Here is a 16,638-nt window from a genome sequence, read left to right on the forward strand (position 1 = left end):
TTCATCCTTTTGATGTGCGACGCCACTTATAGTGATTTGTCTGAAAAGCCTATTGACTTTTGCGCTCCGTTACGCTTCTCACCCAGCTTCAAGGAGATTAAACCCGTTCTATAGAAAATAATCAATGATTACCATTGGTCTTTGTAATGACTGAAAAATGGTTAGGGATTAATGCTCAGCAGGACGCCCGATTAACGCAGTATCATAAGTTTCGATTACAGTTACCATCGGCGAATTCTTGGGATCGCGAAGAAAATTTGCAGCCATCTCAAGATAATCTGTAAGGGGAATCTTAAGTAAACATTAACCTGCCTTCGTCCGGCTCGCGGACTGACTGGGACAGCCTCAGGGTTGGGCCCAAAGTTTCTCTATGTTTTTGGTTTATCAGAGGTAATGCGGATGGCTCAGTTCCTGCTTGAGAGCGTTTGGTTAGTCCCTTGCTACGCCTTAATGGGTGCGCTTTTTGCCGGAGCTTGGTCGCCTGGACTTATCCGGCGCACTGGGCCAAGACCGGCAGGGTACGTCAACCTATTAATGACCTTGCTGGCGTTTGCGCACAGCTTGTTCGCCCTGTCGGCCACCTGGAACCAGCCGGCGCAACAGCTCTCTGTAACCTGGCTGAGTGCTGCCGGTTTGAACCTCGACCTTGACTTGGAAATCTCGTCGGTCAGTGTCGGGGCCATGCTCTTAGTCACCGGCTTGAACCTGCTGGCGCAGATTTACGCGGTCGGGTACATGGAGATGGACTGGGGCTGGGCCCGCTTCTATTCCCTGCTGGGACTGTTTGAAGCCGGCATGTGCTCCCTAGTCCTGTGCAACTCCTTGTTCTTTAGCTATGTAATTCTGGAAATCCTCACCCTGGGGACATACCTGCTAGTCGGGCTGTGGTTTAGCCAGACCCTAGTGGTCACAGGTGCCCGCGACGCTTTCCTCACCAAGCGGGTGGGAGATTTAATCCTGCTCATGGGGGTGGTTGCCCTCTTGCCCCTGGCAGGAACCTGGAACTATACCGAACTGGCCCAGTGGGCGGAGACTGCTACTATCGACCCCAAGGTGGCTACCCTGCTCAGTCTGGCATTAATCGCCGGCCCCTTGGGCAAGTGCGCCCAGTTCCCCCTGCACCTGTGGCTGGATGAAGCGATGGAAGGGCCGGTCCCCTCTACGATTTTGCGGAATTCAGTGGTCGTGGCCACCGGCGCGTGGGTGCTGATCAAGCTGCAGCCGGTTTTAGCCCTGTCGCCGGTAGCGAGTGCGGTCATGATCTCAATCGGCGCAGTCACCGCCATTGGCGCGTCCTCAATCGCCATCGCCCAGATTGACATCAAGCGCTCCCTCTCCTACTCCGTCAGCGCTTACATGGGCTTGGTGTTTATCGCCGTGGGGACGCACCTTGACCAAACAGCCCTGATGTTGCTGCTCACCTACGCCGTTTCCATGGCCCTCCTGGTAATGAGCACCGGCACCATCGTCTGGAACAGCATCACCCAAGACCTCACCCAGTATGGCGGACTTTGGTCGCGGCGGCCCATATCCGGGCTGTGCTATATCGTCGGCGCTGCTAGCTTAATCGCAGTCCCCCCTCTCGGCGGCTTCTGGGCGCTGCTGCAAATGGCCGATAGCTTGTGGGCCACCCAACCCCTGCTGGTGGGCGTCTTGCTGTTGGTTAACGCCTTAACCGCCTTCAGCGTCACTCGCGAGTTTGGCCTGATTTTTGCCGGCAAACCCAAGCAAATGACCGAACGCTCGCCCGAAGTCCACTGGCCAATGGCCTTGCCGATGGTCGTTTTAGCCGGCTTTACCCTGCACGTTCCCCTGCTGCTGCTGCAGTGGCACTTGCTGCCAGACTGGGCCACCCTCGATAAAACCGCTGCCGGCTTGCTGCTGGCGTCCAGCATTCTCGGTTGCGGCGCAGGGGCGGTGATTTACCTCAATAACAGCTCAAAGTTGCCGGTGCAATTTGGCTCCAAGTCCCTGCAAGACTTTTTTGCCTACGACTTCTACACCGCCAAGCTTTACCGCCTCACGATCGTGTTTGCCGTCGATTCAGTTTCAAAGGTAATTTACTGGCTTGACCGCTATATCGTGGATGGCGTGGTGAACTTGGTCGGATTGGCCACTCTTTTTGGCGGGCAGAGCTTGAGGTATAGCGTCTCCGGTCAGAGTCAGTTTTACGTCCTGACCATCCTCGTCGGAACAGCGCTCATCGGATTTTTGGTGAGCTGGCCATTGCTGTCTCGCCTTTCCCTGATTGTGGGAGCCGGTTGAAGTGATTTGAGAGCTGAGATGTGATATTTTAGATTGAACAGTCAATCTAAAATATCAAATTCATGGTATATTCTTAAAAAGAAATTAAAATTGAAAATTCAGAGAGGAGAACGTGAGCGTTAAAAATCAGAGGCTGCCTCTTTCCCGCCGAAATTTGCTAAAATTAAGTGCCGGTGCGATCGGGACAGGGGCGCTGACAGCAGGACTCGGCTGCAACAAGAACAATGCGGCGGTTTCCGAACCAGCCAAGACCCCTGTTTCCGAACCAACAAAGGGGGCTGTTTCCCCAATGGCCATTAACCATAATGACATGACCCCCGATCAGATTGTGCAACATTTAATGGAGGGGAATCAGCGCTTTGTTGCCAACAAACGTCAAACCCCCAACCAAGACACCGCACGTCTGACAGAAATTACCAAAGGTCAGAAGCCATTTGCGGCGATTCTCGGCTGTGCCGACTCGCGGGTGCCGGCGGAGATTGTCTTTGACCAGGGACTTGGGGACCTCTTTGTCTGTCGCGTAGCCGGGAATATCGCCACTCCCGAGGAGATTGGCAGTCTGGAATTTGGCACCCTAGTATTAGGGGCGAAAGTCATAATGGTACTCGCCCATGAACGGTGTGGTGCGGTAGACGCCACAATCAAAGGCGCTCAAGTACCCGGTCAAATTGGCAGTTTGCTAGAGGCCATTAAACCAGCTGTAGACAAGTCAAAAGGAAAGTCGGGCGACGCGCTGGAAAACGCCACAAAAGAGAATGTTCTGCATCAAGCTGAAAACTTGAAAGCATCTCCAGTCATTTCTAAATTAATTCAGGAAGGAAAACTGAAAGTCGTAGGGGGTTATTACGATTTGGACACCGGAGCCGTGACTATGGTTAGCTAGCCCTCGCTCAATTTATTGTTCCCAGCTCAACCGGGGAACTTCAGATAACGAGAGAAAACTTTTCTAAAGGAGCCGAATCCCAATATGCTCAGTACCTTGATATGGTTGCCCGTGGTGGGGGCTGTGGCTGTCGGGTTTTTGCCCGGAAACCACACAGCAAACCGGCTGCGTTTTATCGCGCTGGCGTTCGCAAGCGGCATCCTCCTCTGGAGTTTTTGGCTGTTGGGCCAGTTTGACTTAACTGCTTCTGGATTGCAGTTCCAAGAGTATTTGCCCTGGATTCCACAGTTAGGTCTTAGCTACAGTCTGGGTGCTGACGGTTTGTCGTTGCCGCTGCTGGTGCTAAGCGCTCTGCTGACTTGGATTGCCATCTATGGCAGTGGCGAAGGCGTTGAGCGCCCCCGGCTTTACTATCCTTTGATTCTCCTCGTCAATTCCGCTATTGCCGGCGCTTTTGTCGCCCAGAATTTGCTGCTGTTTGTCCTATTTTACGAACTGGAACTCATTCCCCTGTACCTGCTGATTGCCATCTGGGGGGGTGAGAAGCGCGGCTACGCAGCCATGAAGTTTCTCATCTACACCGCTGTTTCTGGAATCCTGATTCTCGCAGCATTTCTGGGGATGGCGTGGCTGAGCGGATCTGGCAGCTTCGACTGGAACTCCATCGCCACCGGCGACTTGCCCCTGACGACGCAGCTGGTACTGATAACCGTGCTGCTGGTAGGTTTCGGCATTAAAATACCCCTGGTTCCCCTGCACACCTGGCTCCCAGATGCCTATGTGGAAGCTTCCCCGCCTGTGGCAATTCTGCTGGGTGGCATTCTCGCCAAATTGGGAACTTATGGCTTGGTGCGTTTCGGTTTGCAGCTGTTTCCTGAAACCTGGGCGCTTGTGGCTCCCGGGCTAGCAATTATCGGCGTCGTTAGTGTCATCTACGGCGCACTCACCGCTATCGCCCAAAAAGACATCAAACGAATGGTGGCTTACAGTTCTATTGGGCACATGGGCTATATTCTAGTCGCTGCAGCCGCCGGCACGCCGCTCAGCCTCCTGGGGGCTGTCGGGCAAATGGTCAGTCACGGTTTAATCTTAGCCATACTGTTTCACTTGGTGGGCGTTGTCGAGAAAAAAGTCGGCACCCGCGAATTGGACGTGCTCAATGGGCTGATGAATCCCATCCGGGGTTTGCCCCTGACGAGCTCCCTGCTCGTTTTAGCCGGCATGGCCAGCGCCGGCATTCCCGGCATGGTGGGCTTTATTGCTGAGTTTCTGGTATTTCAGGGCAGTTTCTCAGCTTTTCCAGTGCCAACCCTTCTGTGCATTATTTCCTCTGGCTTAACCGCAGTTTACTTCGTGATTCTGCTCAACCGCACCTGTTTTGGCCGGTTGAACAACTCTCTGGCGTATTATCCCAAAGTCCGCTGGCCCGAGCGCACGCCGGCTCTCATTCTAGCAGCAATTATCTTCTTCCTGGGAATACAGCCGTCGTGGCTTTTGCGCTGGAGTGAGGCAACCACCACCGCAATGGTGACTGCTTTTGAGACGGCTAGCAATCCCCAAGTCGCTACAGCAATCGAGCTACCCGCCAAGAAATAACAGGGAGGGTGCGTCGGGGCGCACCCCACTCCCTCTCAGACACCTAATTTTGTGACCGTTAAACCCAGAATATAGCGATTCACTCAAAGTCAACTAACATGGTACAAACTCCTGTTAAAACCGTCACTAAACTGCCGCCTTCCAGTCACGAATTTGCCCCAGTCATTCACCGCCTGGAAGCCGGTGGCGCGATGCTGCCGGACACTCCGGAAAATCTCATGCAAATCATCGGCCTTTACAAAGCCTATGCCGTGCCGATGGATTTCTACTGGCGCGACCTTCTCTATATTGCCGAGCAAGTCTTTTTAGAGCCATTTCCGTTTTTTAAATACTTCCTGTCCCAGGAGTATTTAGACCGGCACAACCACTATGCCGGTGATGATGCCGATTTGCGCATATGGCGCGGAGAAGCTACAGCCCACCCCGAACTCCTGGCCTTTATGGAGAAGGGCGAAACCTTCAAAATGCCCAAGCTGTTCCACCACTTGTGGCACGATCGCATCAACATGGAATTCGCCGAAGCGTGCATGCGCGCCATGTTATGGCACAGGGGAATGGGCGGGCAGTTCGATCCGTACCTGGACACCGACGAATACAAAGCCAGCGCCGACCGGGCGATTCAGGCTTATTTCAAGTTCAATCCGGTGATGCTGGGACTCTACAAGCTGTTCCCAGATATGTTCCTCGAACAGGTGCGCCAGCTGTCTTACTACGCTAATCTGGGCTTGTTCTGGGAGGTGATGGCTCCGGTTTTCTTTGAAATGAGCGACCGCTATGACGAAGGGAGCATTAAAAGCGTCCCGGAAGCGATGAATTTCCTGGTCAACGGGATTTTTGCGATTGCCGGTCGCCCCATCTACCACCACGTCTACATTCGCGGCGAATGCTACGAAATCATCCCCAAATCCAAGGGCTTCATGTGGCTGTACGAAGCGGCACTGCCCTATGTGGAAGCGGTTTTCTACCGCACGGCTCCCTTCCGGGGTACGAAGTCTTACAACGCGCAGGCGAAGCAAGTCCCTCAAGACCAGAAAGATTTCCACTACGGGATTCTTTATGCCGACGTTTTCCCAGTCGGCACTGCCGGCATTCCGCCGACACAGCTGATGCAAGATATGCTGCACTTCTTGCCGCCCTATCTGGTGGATTACTACAGCCAGCACTGCCGGGGCGAAGATGATATGCTCATTCAGCTCGGTATCAGTTTCCAGCGCTCGATGTACTGCGTCACCTCTGCGGTCATTCAAGCGTTGCGGACTGCCCTGCTCTATCCTTTAGATGACCCCAATCCCAAGCATCTGATGGCGAACCGGAAGTTTTTTGAAGCGCAGATCGATCGCTTCAAGCGTCCGGAAGCTCGCCTGCGGGATATTCAACGCCAGGATTACAGGTAAGCAAATCCGCTCAACCCCCCTGACAAAAAGGGGGCATATTCCCCCAAACGCCCTAAAAAAGGGGGGCTTAAACCGAGGGCCAGAAACCCGGTTTCTCAAAGAAACCGGGTTTCTACCTTTTCTCAACTCGAATATAAACGCTATAATGCAGGCATCACCCACAAGGAGTGCTTGTATGAGCCAGACCGCAGTTGAGAGGGTACGCTGGACTGCCACCGACCTCGAGCTGTTGCCAGACAACGGGAACCGCTATGAAATTATCGATGGAGAGTTATTTGTGACAAGAGCACCGCACTGGGGCCATCAAGAGGTTTCTGCCAATATTTGTACTGAGTTAAAAAACTGGTCGCGAGAAACTGGTTTAGGACGCACCGCCCAAAGCCCGGGAATTATTTTTACGGATGCGGATAATGTCATCCCCGATATCGTCTGGGCTAGCAATGAAAGATTCGCTGCTTTGCTCGATGAGGAAGGGCATTTAACCGGCTCGCCAGAACTAATTGTAGAGGTTCTCTCCCCAGGTGCCGGAAATGAACGGCGAGACAGGGAAGCAAAGCTGAAGCTCTACTCAGTGCAGGGGGTGCAGGAATACTGGATTGCCGACTGGCGCTTGCAACAAATTCAGCTCTACCGGCGCGAGCAAGCCACTCTAAAGCTTGTGGCAACCCTCTTTAGGAATGACGAGCTGACAAGCCCGCTTCTGCCCGGTTTTACCTGCGCTCTATCCCGAATCTTTGCTTAAAACTTTGCTTAGAACAAGTTGCCACGCCTTTCCTATAATATAGCGGTTATGTGTTGTGAGACTTCAGGAGGCCAGAAACCGGGTTTCTTCAAGAAACCCGGTTTCTATCACACCGCCCACCCTAGTTGAAAACAGAATTTATTATTTTACCCCATAAGTATCACGCTGTCAATGACGTGAATCACGCCGTTATCCGCTTCTATATCAGCGGCGACAACTGTGGCATTTTTCACCTCAAAGCCGTCAGAGCAATCAATTCTAATCGGTGAGCCTTCTAGTGAGGTGACAGAATTGAGTTTCTCCAAATCAGCCTTCATCAGCTTGCCAGAAACAACGTGATACGTTAGAATCCTCGCGAGCTGGGGGGTATTCTGCACCAGGGTTTGTACAGTGCCCGGTGGCAGTTTTGCAAAGGCATCGTCATTCGGCGCAAAGACAGTAAAGGGTCCGGGGCTTTTTAGCGCGTCCACTAAACCGGCAGCTTGGACAGCTGCCACCAAGGTTTTGAAAGAGCCGGCACCCACCGCAATATCAACTATGTCAGCCATTCTGTTTCGCTTCTTCCCTGAAAAAACTCTGTTAAGGATTTTAAACTAATTTTTATCTTTTCTTGACTTTTTGATTTGAACCGGCTCACAACCGGCTCACCGCCTGCAAGGGAGACGAGAGAGGGATGGGAGGGTTCGCCGGCACCGGCGCGCCGCTAAAGGAGGCCATACCACTGGCCAGTTTCCGCCGGCCAGGGCTCGTTGCGCCTCACCCGTGCCGGTGGACGCCGCACACTTGCCAGCCGGCTCTAAGGCCAAAACACAGGCGATAGGCCAGCGCTGAACCCGGGTGGCTTGGCCCACAATGGGCCGCGCCGCTGTGTTCGCCAGCCCAATCTAAATAATCTTTGGTATAGATAATTCTTATCAATAGGAAGTTGACTTATAAGCTCACTTTAACCTAAGCTTGAAGCATCGACACGGAGAAGCCATAAATGCAAAATTCCTTAAATAACTCGTCAAGCCAGTCGTACAGCTGGTTTAATCGCAATCGGCTCGTGCGCGGTCTGGAAACGATCCAAGACTTAATCGTGATTTCCCTGTGTATCGGTCTATTCTGTTTCATGGTGCTCCAGCTGCGAGATATGTTCTTCTCGCTGCTGCCTCCCCTTCATTTCCAAGAAGTGACCGCAGATATCCTATTTTTGCTCATCTTGGTCGAGCTGTTCCGACTCCTGATTATCTACCTGCAGGAGCAGCGGGTTTCCATTGGCGTCGCGGTTGAAGTTTCCATCGTTTCCGTTTTGCGAGAAGTCATCGTCCGAGGCGTGCTGGAAACTCCCTGGGTTCATATCTTGGCAACCGGCGCTTTCTTGCTGGTTCTGGCTGCCCTCCTGGTAGTTCGATCCTGGATACCGCCAACCTTTGAGGGGATTGACCCCGAACGTTTCATTTCTGCTAGGAATAAGGCACTGATGAAAAATGAATCCTTCGATGCTGCGGAGGCTTATAGCCGCAATAATAGCCGATAATAGGGGATTGATAGCGCAAAAGTGACGCGACTCCTGACCGGCTTTATTATCTTGAAAAAGCCGAAAATAGAAGAGGGGCATCGGGCATCGGGCATCGGGCATCAAGCATGGAGAAGGGGGCATGGGGCATGGGAGTTCTCTGCACTGCCCAATGCTTCCTGCCATCTGCCCAATTCCGATATTGTAATTCGTATTGCAAATAGCGCCCCGGACATGGCAGAGGAGGTACTGAAGCTGCTCTATTCCCCAGGATTTGCGACCTAGAGAGCCGGCAGCAGCAGTCTGGGACGGTCGATGAGCTGCCAGAGAGTTCTCGAAAAGCACTCCGGTCAATTCAAGTCCATTTCCTCACCCGAACAGGGAGCGGAATTTGCGATGGCGATTCCCATTCACCCGCCGGCGCAGGGGCCGATTTTGGCCCGGTGCGCGTCAGGGGAATTGAAACCCCGCTCGTTGGCATTTATCAATAAAACCGAATATACGCTGATTATACTTGCCATTCGGCGTCTACCTTTTCCCTCCTTTTCGCCGCGATTCGCACATATATGGCCGCTCCCGTCACCCCAGCCCCAAATCCACAGCAATTCGGTGGGCGCAGGCAAACCCGGAAAAGGCCACGGCATTTAGCCCCTGTCCCGGAAAGGTGCTGTCCCCCACACAGTAGAGCCCCGGAATCGCTGTGCGATTAAACGGCATCCCCAGCAGCCCTTTCAACTTCTGCCGGGGGATGGGCCCGTAAGTGCCGTCCGCACGCCCCAAAAACCGCTGGTGGCTGCGGGCAGTCCCCACTTCCATGTAATCCAAACCGGCATCGAATCCGGGGAAAATCTTTTCGAGCCGGTCGATAATCCGCCCAGCTGCTTCCTCCTTCTTCTCTTCATACTCCTTGGCTCCCAACCCCTTCCACTCGTCCATGCGGCTGGGCGTGAACGTATGGACAATGTGATACCCCTCCGGTGCCAGATCCGGGTCTAGCAGCGTGGGAATCGACACGAAGATTGTCCCTTCCGGCTCTTCCATCCGCTCCCACTCTTCCAGTACGATGTGGTGGCACGCCGTACCGATCGGCAGCACAGACGCCTCAACCCCCAAGTGCAAATTCAGAAAGCTGGGAGATGGCTTGTAACGTTCCTGCCATCTCTGCTCGTCGAGTGGGATGTCCTCCGCCGGCAGCAATTTCTCAAAGGTATCCCAGCGCGTGGCGTTGGAGACAATCCGCTTGGCGCGGAAAACCTCGCCGGTGGCCAGTTTAACGCCGGCGGCACGCCGCTGTTCGGTGACGATCTCCGTCACCCTAGCTTGGTACTTAATCTTGCTCCCAGCTTTTTCCAGCCCCTCTACCAGTTTCAGGGCGATTTGGCCCACTCCACCTTTAGGGTAGTTAATGCCGCCATAGTGCCGGTCAGAGAACACCATGCCGGCATTGATCATCGGCGTCAGGTCTGCCGGCACCACCGACCAGCAATAACACTCAATGTCAATAAACTTCAGTAAGTTGGGGTCGCTTATGTACCGGCGGGCGATGGCACCGGCATTCACCGGCAGGTACTTCAGCAGTCCCAGACAGGCTTTGGGCTGCTGCAAAAAGGTCCGCATCAGATAGCCCGGCTCTTCGAGGGACAGCAATTCCATCGCGTTCAGGCAGTTGAACACCTTCCAGCACTCGTCATAAAACTGGCGAATCCCCTCCCGTTCGTGGGGGAAGTGACTGGCCAGCTCTTGCAAAAATTTCTCATAAGCCCTGTGAACTTGTAGCTCCAGACCCCCCGGCAGATGATAGTGAATCTGCACCGGGTCGGGGATGGTTTCCAAGCTGACGCTCACCGCCTGCAGGGCGCGGGTCAGGAGATTGGTGGTGCCTTCCTGGCCAAATCCAAAAATCATCGAGGCTCCGACATCGAAGCGGTAGCCTTCCCGCTCAAAGTAGCCGGCACTGCCTCCGGGAATCAGATAGCGTTCCAGCACTAGCACAAGGGCTCCCTTTGCCGCAAGCTGGGTGGCCGTGACCAATCCTCCGATGCCGGAGCCGATGACAATCACGTCAAATTCTGTCCCTGAACTGGCTTGATCGGATAGCTGCTGGGTGGTGGTGGTATTAGCAGGCATGGGTGGGTGCGAGCGCTAAACATTTCTTTACTTTATCCTACCCGCTTCCTCTGCCGGCGACTGGGTGCTCCCAAAAAAAAAGCACGGGATCTGTTTGCTACGACTTACCGATCCCGCCTGCCGGTACTTAGAGAGGAGAACACTGAAAGCTACTATAGCATTTATTGAAAATTTTTATCAATACAAGCTGAAAAAAATTGCCAGAGCCCGGATGGGCGGGAGCCGGAGGTGCTGCCGGTGCACCGCGCAGGGAGTATGATCGTTCAGGTTTCATCGCTCTTGTCCCGCCCACTTTCCCGCCTATGACGCTCCAACTGCGTGTTTACGTTCCCCCCCATCCCTTAATCAAGCACTGGCTGGCTGTCGCCCGCGACGCCTTGACCCCACCGGCGCTGTTTCGCAGCGCCATGACAGAACTGGGACGCTGGCTGACTTATGAGGCCAGCCGAGATTGGCTGCCGGCAGAAGAAACAACAGTGCAGACGCCCCTGACCACCTGTCCGGCGACGATGGTGAATCCGGAGGTGCCGGTGGTGGTGGTGCCGGTGCTGCGGGCGGGACTGGCGCTGCTGGAAGGGGCGCAAACCGTACTGCCCTTAGCAGCGATATACCATCTAGGCATGGTTCGGGATGAGGAGACGCTCGCAGTCAGCTGCTATTTAAACAAATTGCCCCAGCAGTTCGCCCCTCAGACGCGGGTGCTGATCAGCGACCCCATGCTGGCCACCGGCGGCACGATAATGGCCGCAATGGCCGAACTCACCCAGCGCGGGGCTGACCCAGCCTTAGTCCGGATCATTTCTGTGGTGGCAGCCCCACCGGCCCTGCAAAAGCTGGGGGCTGCTTATCCGAGTTTGAACATCTACACAGCGGCCATTGATCAAGGGGTCAACGAGCGTGGCTTTATTGTGCCCGGTTTGGGAGATGCCGGCGACCGCACCTTTGGCACCTGAACGGCTAGGGCCCTCTTTCCTAGCCGCAGCTCGCCGAATTCTTCGGCAACCCCGTCTGTAGCCCCCACTAGGCAGCGCTCCCAGCCAGGGGTTAAGCTGAAATTAAAGCAAAGTTACCAATTATAAACGATGAGCAATCGAGATGGTTTTACAGGTGGATTTCTCGCCGGTGCTGTAGTGGGCGGCTTGCTCGGTGGGGTTTTGGGCGTCCTGCTATCTCGACGCACTGACGAAACCCCAAGCGAAGCCGACGACAAGTTACGCTCCGCCACGGTGCCAGAGGCGTCTGCGATCAAAGGGAGAAGCCGTCCTCTGAAACAAGAGAGTATTGAAGCGGCGCGCCGCAGCTTGGAGGATAAAATCTCTCAGCTCAATGAAGCGATAGACGAAGTGCGGGTGCAGCTCAGGGATGTGAATGGCACCGCACCGGCACGCAACAGCGAGCGCTCGCTAGCTGAAGATGCCTGAATCCCTGCCAAAGCGCCACCAGCCCAAGGATTGGCGGGAGCGAGCCGCCTTCGCTCCCCCCTCGCCAGACTGAAATCGATTAAACTAAATGAAGTCCAAACAGTCTGTGAAATACTAAAGGAAGCTTCAAAGTCTATGGATTCTGCAGTCGTGCTACTGGTTACAACCCTCAGCAGGTTTTTGAGCATATACTTGGTGCTGCTGTTTATTCGGATTCTTTTGAGCTGGTTTCCCAATATCAACTGGTATGACCCACCCTTTTCGATTCTCAGCCAGTTAACCGACCCCTATCTCAACCTGTTTCGCTCTATCATTCCCCCCCTCGGCGGGATTGACTTTTCCGCTATCCTCGCTATCGTCCTCCTGCAATTCCTCCAGCAGCTTCTCCCCGCTCTACTTGGGGGATTTGCCTTTTAAGCGCCACAGGCTTTTCAGTTACAGGGCTGTTCAACTAGCGCAACCCAGGGAGCACCGGCGGCCACCCCATGCCGGTGCTTCCCCTTGTCTGGCCCATTCCCAATCGCAACCCGTGGCCGGCTGCCAGACGAGTCATGCCGGTGCGACTCAGCGGATATCCGGTTAATTGCTTATTGGAATTCCTGGCGGCGAGCGGGCCAGGACTGTAGTGCTTGCTGTCTAATTTGACGCAAGGATGAAAGTCCTCGCTGCAAACCGCCGCTGAAAGGTATTGGAGCAAACCTTCCGGATGGAATCGCGCTCTCTAATAATTGCGAACCCTGCCGGCGAAACCGGCAGCTTTGAATTGCTGGAGCTTCAGGGGAGTCGGCTGATTAGCCGGCACGGTGATTCGCAGTTGAAACTCGCTGACGCCGGGGGGGACTTTTTCGATCGATCCGAGGCGGGTGCGGTTGGGCGAGACGTTGTTATTATTGGCATCGTAGATGCGGCCAAAAATATCCGCATCGTAAACGGTTTTATAAGTGGTGTTGACAGCTTTGCCGGTGACGATATAACAGGTGGCCGCCATAGGGTTTCCGCCACTGGTGACGCTTCCCTCTGCCAGTTCCGGCGGACAGTCCTTGTAGGAAATGTCGGTCAGTTTAATTTGGGTTAGCGCCCACGCCGGAGGCGTCCAGAACCAAGTAGCCATTCCGATAAGACAGGAGACAATCGCAACAACGAGGGCTCGCGACCGCATTTTTACCATAGCATCAACTCCCTAACGACTGGATGAATTGTTGGCAGCAGCTCCACCCCTCAGCTTACCGCAAATTTGGGACGAAATCCTTTGAGTGCCCCAAGGGTATGGCGGCATCTCTGTTCCAGATGGGGCTCGGTCGCTCAGCACCAGATCCGGACCGCAACCCCGACTGCTCAAGCGGGCTGTTCTGTTCAATGGCAAGGCGCGCCCAAAACTCAGAAGGCGGTTTGAGTTCCAGACATCAAGTCAAGTCGGTTTAGGGGAGAGGGACAAATATATATCTTATTAAGTACAGATAATCTATCTAAAGAGAGATGACCCTTGAGGATTCTGGCCTTTTGATAGATACTAGACTGGGAGTTTATTGCTGAGGAGTTAGCGAGCATGGAAACAGCCAATAGATTGTATTTGATTCAGGATTTTTTTCTGGCTGTGGAATGCCGGAATTCAAATGAGCCGGAAATTCTAGAAGTGAACACCCACTTGGATTTGACAGAGTTCAGATTAACAGAGGAAGAGATTCATAAATTGAGCAAAATTATGAAAAAGTTAGAGTTAAGGCTGACGGATAAATTTTCGCAAGCCACTCTAGCAGCTTCAGTAACCGCCAACATTGGTTCGAGTCAACTGCGAGATAATTAAGGCGCAGGTGCGGCAGCGCAATCAGATGCTCTCTCTCACAGAAAGGCATCTTATTTGACCGGCATAAAATTGAGGTTTTAGAAGAGAGTGTTAGATTTCCAATCCCAAATAGCCACCGCAGAAGTACAAGGACAAACGCAGATAGGGCGGCAGACCGGCGTCGGAAGGGCACCCCCAGCGGCAAGCGGAGCTCGGGCTTGCATCTGCGTGCGGAAAGCGGTGGCCAAATTGGGCGGGATGGCCGGTCAAGTTGGCAAGCCCAGGTGCTGGCGCAGGGACTGGCGCATGACACCCACCGGCACCGGCTGCTGCAGCCAGATTTGCAAGGCAGCGGCTCCTTGCCCGACGAGCATTTCCAGCCCATCAATGGCCATCGCGCCGGCGGAACGAGCGGCTTTGAGAAATTCGGTGGGGTTGGGGGTGTAAATCAGGTCATAGACAATAGCACCGGCGGGCAGCGCCACCATCAGGGCGGGACTCACCGGCATCTCGTCAACCTTGGGATACATGCCCACCGGCGTAGTGTTAACCAGCAGAGAGGATTGGGGGATCAGCTGGGGCAGTTCTTCCCAGGTGTGGGTGGCCAGCACTGGCACCGGGGAACTCACCCAACTGCGCTGGAAGGCTTCGAGTTTGTGCCGGTCACGCCCAACGACGCCAATGTCCCGAACGCCCAACTGGGCGCACCCCGCGACAACAGCCCGCGCCGCGCCGCCGGCACCTAAAATGAGTGCTGAAGTTTGGCTCCAATCGCGATGGCAGGCGAGCAGGGGAGCGAGAAAGCCCTCAACATCAGTATTTGTGCCCGCCCAGCCGCTGCCGGTGTGCCAGACAGTGTTCACGGCCCCCACTGCTTTGGCCACTGGGGAGACTTCCGATAACAAGGGCAAAATGGCTTGTTTGTGGGGAATTGTGACGCTAAATCCCACTACACCCAGAGCGGCAAAGCCGGCAACAGCGACTGGGAGATCCTCTGGTTTCACCGGCAGGGGGAGATAGACATAATCCAGCCCCAGATGGGCAATTGCGGCATTGTGCATCACCGGCGACAGGGAATGCTCCACCGGATGGCCGATCACTCCTAGGAGTTTGGTTTTACCTGTAATCATCAGTATTCTGCGCTCCTCAAACTAGCGAGTGCCAGACGCCGGTAAAGATGCTCTTGACAGCCAGCCCCAGCCGGTTGAGGTCTTCTTCCAGCAGCGGTGGCCAATCGATCCCTGTCATCTGGCCATATACAAACAGCTGGCGGCTTTCATATGCCAGGAGGTACAGGGCGGTTGCCAGCTGCCGGTCGAAGCTGGGGGTGTCCTTCACGGCGTCAAATAGGACTTTCAGTGCTAGCAAGAGAGAAGTCATTTGACCGGGAATTGGGGGCTTGCCCTGCTTGAGGAGCATCAGGAGAGCGTCGGGATTTTTCTGGGTTAGCAGAGCGGTTCCCTGATTGATGACAAAGTTACGGGCGGTTGCGTGATCCATGAGCTAGCTGAGGCGATACTCGCTTCCTGAGATTGGCTGAGGATTTTGTTATAGCAGTATTCACTTGGGTTAAAACATTAGACCTTCAGGGGGGGCGGGACGCCTGCCCTACGTCTATATAGCAGTAAGCATTTAGGAAACCTACATTCCGGCCTCCCTTGCTCCAGAGCTCTCGAACCTTCTATTGTTCTAACCAATATGACTGCTGCTATAAAGCTGTGAGTTTATCCCGCTTTCTAGGATACCCTCTGCCTAGCAGCCGGCGGCACCGGCTGCCGGTCGGGGGTGGCGCTGGTTGCTGAAATTCCCTGCCAGTCAAGGCTCCTGGCCTGTGTGCCGCAACTGGACTGGCAGATTCTATATAAGGATGTGAGGCATGGGTTATGTCTCAGTCTCACAAATAACTTATCTGTCACTGCCCGCACCTGAAGGGGGGCCGGTTGGAGCGCCGACTGGCCGGTGCGGGGAGGGAATCGTTTATCTGGAGAAGCGCGCTGGCAACAAACAGCTGCAGCACCGTGGGATGGTTCACCGGCAGGAGGTGGCAGGCGGCTTTTCCCTGGCAGCCGGTGCCACCATCCGAGGGTTGCCGCCGCCAAAGTGCGTGCCTTGAGGGTGCAAAAGGTGGCCGCACCAAGGAAGAGCTACCCACACCAGAGGCCACATATCGCCTCTTTATATTTAATCTTTTGTGGGGGCGCGCTCAGACTGGCCGGTGCGGACGGCGCAGGCCACATTTTTAGGACAGGTTGGGGCCCCCGGCACAACTGGGCCAGCTCCGCTCCCCCTGGCCTCTGCCGGCGCTGCAGAGCAATATTCTAGGTAGGGAGATCCCCTCTTCGCCGGCGCTCACTGACAGAGAAGCCCACACCCTCCCACAACCCTAAGGGGCCAGCCAGGAGGGAATGGCCACTGGTGGGGCGGGCCGGCGGGGGTCAAACAGCGGTGGCCATCACTAAACTTTTTGCTTTTGCCGGTGTCCGCCTAGCAGCGCAATCCAGCTCAAACCCTTACCGGCAGGTCGATTCAGGATTTCCGAAACCTTTTTCAAAAAATTTCCCGAAAAAGCTTGACAAATTTTTTGGGGGTTGTTACACTAGTAAAGCGCGGTGAGGAAAGAGGCAGCGCAAGCGGCCCGACGCCCTCACAGCGCCGAACCTAGATAAAAGAATACTTTGAAAGCCCGAAAGCATCAAAAACCTCTTCAAAGCAATTAGAGGTCTTCAGGGCAACCTGGAGATTTCATTATAACAAAAACCTCCCCTTTTGGGGAGAGAGTCACAAACTCAAAGAACACCACAGAGAGTTAGATCCTGGCTCAGGATGAACGCTGGCGGTCTGCTTAACACATGCAAGTCGAACGGGAGGAGAAATCCTCTAGTGGCGGACGGGTGAGTAACGCGTGAGAATCTGCCTTCAGGTCGGGGAC

At 54.5% G+C, this 16,638-nt stretch carries 19 protein-coding genes; 13 read left to right on the forward strand and 6 right to left on the reverse strand.

The genetic code is table 11. From position 1 onward, the window contains the following. Positions 1-399 precede the first annotated feature (399 nt). From OSC10802_RS0135630 to OSC10802_RS0135650, 5 genes are all read left to right on the forward strand, one after another. Positions 400-2,265, forward strand: a complete 1,866-nt coding sequence (locus OSC10802_RS0135630) for an NAD(P)H-quinone oxidoreductase subunit F (protein WP_026099096.1) — start codon at positions 400-402, stop codon at positions 2,263-2,265. Positions 2,266-2,377: 112 nt separating this feature from the next. Further along, positions 2,378-3,148, forward strand: coding sequence for a carbonic anhydrase (locus OSC10802_RS0135635; protein WP_017721541.1), 771 nt, complete (start codon positions 2,378-2,380; stop codon positions 3,146-3,148). A gap of 84 nt (positions 3,149-3,232) precedes the next feature. Continuing rightward, on the forward strand, positions 3,233-4,744 hold the full coding sequence (locus OSC10802_RS0135640) for an NADH-quinone oxidoreductase subunit M (protein WP_017721542.1): 1,512 nt from the start codon (positions 3,233-3,235) through the stop codon (positions 4,742-4,744). 98 nt (positions 4,745-4,842) lie between these two features. Continuing rightward, on the forward strand, positions 4,843-6,138 hold the full coding sequence (locus OSC10802_RS0135645; RefSeq protein ID WP_017721543.1) for a CO2 hydration protein CupA: 1,296 nt from the start codon (positions 4,843-4,845) through the stop codon (positions 6,136-6,138). Between the two features lie 175 nt (positions 6,139-6,313). Beyond that, positions 6,314-6,880: a Uma2 family endonuclease gene (locus OSC10802_RS0135650; RefSeq protein ID WP_017721544.1), complete on the forward strand. Its 567-nt coding sequence runs from the start codon at positions 6,314-6,316 to the stop codon at positions 6,878-6,880. A 146-nt stretch (positions 6,881-7,026) separates the two neighbouring features. Here the strand turns inward: OSC10802_RS0135650 and OSC10802_RS0135655 are convergent, their stop codons facing one another. Then, positions 7,027-7,428, reverse strand: coding sequence for a CO2 hydration-associated protein CupS (locus tag OSC10802_RS0135655; RefSeq protein WP_017721545.1), 402 nt, complete (start codon positions 7,426-7,428; stop codon positions 7,027-7,029). Positions 7,429-7,862: 434 nt separating this feature from the next. Between OSC10802_RS0135655 and OSC10802_RS0135660 the strand changes: the two genes are divergently transcribed. Together OSC10802_RS0135660 and OSC10802_RS0135665 are read left to right on the forward strand one after the other, a co-directional pair. Next, on the forward strand, positions 7,863-8,399 hold the full coding sequence (locus OSC10802_RS0135660; RefSeq protein ID WP_017721546.1) for a phosphate-starvation-inducible PsiE family protein: 537 nt from the start codon (positions 7,863-7,865) through the stop codon (positions 8,397-8,399). A 21-nt stretch (positions 8,400-8,420) separates the two neighbouring features. Further along, a complete protein-coding gene (locus tag OSC10802_RS0135665; protein WP_026099097.1) occupies positions 8,421-8,663 on the forward strand; it encodes a hypothetical protein in 243 nt (80 codons plus the stop codon). 294 nt (positions 8,664-8,957) lie between these two features. On the opposite strand, the gene crtH is transcribed toward OSC10802_RS0135665, so the two are convergent. Next, positions 8,958-10,505 (reverse strand): carotenoid isomerase, encoded by a 1,548-nt coding sequence (gene crtH / locus OSC10802_RS0135670; protein ID WP_017721547.1) that lies wholly within the window; start codon positions 10,503-10,505, stop codon positions 8,958-8,960. 302 nt (positions 10,506-10,807) lie between these two features. Between crtH and upp the strand changes: the two genes are divergently transcribed. From upp to OSC10802_RS0135685, 3 genes are all read left to right on the forward strand, one after another. Further along, positions 10,808-11,458 (forward strand): uracil phosphoribosyltransferase, encoded by a 651-nt coding sequence (gene upp / locus OSC10802_RS0135675; protein ID WP_017721548.1) that lies wholly within the window; start codon positions 10,808-10,810, stop codon positions 11,456-11,458. Positions 11,459-11,587: 129 nt separating this feature from the next. Beyond that, positions 11,588-11,926 (forward strand): ssl2009 family thylakoid membrane protein, encoded by a 339-nt coding sequence (locus tag OSC10802_RS0135680; protein ID WP_017721549.1) that lies wholly within the window; start codon positions 11,588-11,590, stop codon positions 11,924-11,926. A 135-nt stretch (positions 11,927-12,061) separates the two neighbouring features. Continuing rightward, positions 12,062-12,343, forward strand: coding sequence for a YggT family protein (locus OSC10802_RS0135685; protein ID WP_017721550.1), 282 nt, complete (start codon positions 12,062-12,064; stop codon positions 12,341-12,343). 34 nt (positions 12,344-12,377) lie between these two features. Here the strand turns inward: OSC10802_RS0135685 and OSC10802_RS52155 are convergent, their stop codons facing one another. Both OSC10802_RS52155 and OSC10802_RS0135690 read right to left on the reverse strand, forming a co-directional pair. Next, positions 12,378-12,623: a hypothetical protein gene (locus OSC10802_RS52155; RefSeq protein WP_155969150.1), complete on the reverse strand. Its 246-nt coding sequence runs from the start codon at positions 12,621-12,623 to the stop codon at positions 12,378-12,380. A 24-nt stretch (positions 12,624-12,647) separates the two neighbouring features. Beyond that, positions 12,648-13,085 (reverse strand): hypothetical protein, encoded by a 438-nt coding sequence (locus tag OSC10802_RS0135690; protein WP_026099098.1) that lies wholly within the window; start codon positions 13,083-13,085, stop codon positions 12,648-12,650. Between the two features lie 32 nt (positions 13,086-13,117). Here OSC10802_RS0135690 and OSC10802_RS52160 point away from each other — a divergent pair, with 32 nt between their 5' ends. Further along, on the forward strand, positions 13,118-13,348 hold the full coding sequence (locus OSC10802_RS52160; protein ID WP_155969152.1) for a hypothetical protein: 231 nt from the start codon (positions 13,118-13,120) through the stop codon (positions 13,346-13,348). Positions 13,349-13,472: 124 nt separating this feature from the next. Further along, positions 13,473-13,730, forward strand: a complete 258-nt coding sequence (locus OSC10802_RS0135695) for a hypothetical protein (protein WP_017721552.1) — start codon at positions 13,473-13,475, stop codon at positions 13,728-13,730. 245 nt (positions 13,731-13,975) lie between these two features. Here the strand turns inward: OSC10802_RS0135695 and OSC10802_RS0135700 are convergent, their stop codons facing one another. Together OSC10802_RS0135700 and OSC10802_RS0135705 are read right to left on the reverse strand one after the other, a co-directional pair. Continuing rightward, positions 13,976-14,839: a shikimate dehydrogenase gene (locus OSC10802_RS0135700; RefSeq protein ID WP_017721553.1), complete on the reverse strand. Its 864-nt coding sequence runs from the start codon at positions 14,837-14,839 to the stop codon at positions 13,976-13,978. A 16-nt stretch (positions 14,840-14,855) separates the two neighbouring features. Continuing rightward, entirely contained in the window at positions 14,856-15,209 is a 354-nt protein-coding gene (locus OSC10802_RS0135705) for a hypothetical protein (protein WP_017721554.1), read from the reverse strand. A gap of 376 nt (positions 15,210-15,585) precedes the next feature. Between OSC10802_RS0135705 and OSC10802_RS0135710 the strand changes: the two genes are divergently transcribed. Then, positions 15,586-15,822, forward strand: coding sequence for a hypothetical protein (locus OSC10802_RS0135710; protein WP_017721555.1), 237 nt, complete (start codon positions 15,586-15,588; stop codon positions 15,820-15,822). Positions 15,823-16,638: the final 816 nt, after the last annotated feature.

The organism is Kamptonema formosum PCC 10802 (assembly GCF_000332335.1).
In the GTDB taxonomy this organism is placed as follows: domain Bacteria; phylum Cyanobacteriota; class Cyanobacteriia; order Cyanobacteriales; family Oscillatoriaceae; genus Oscillatoria.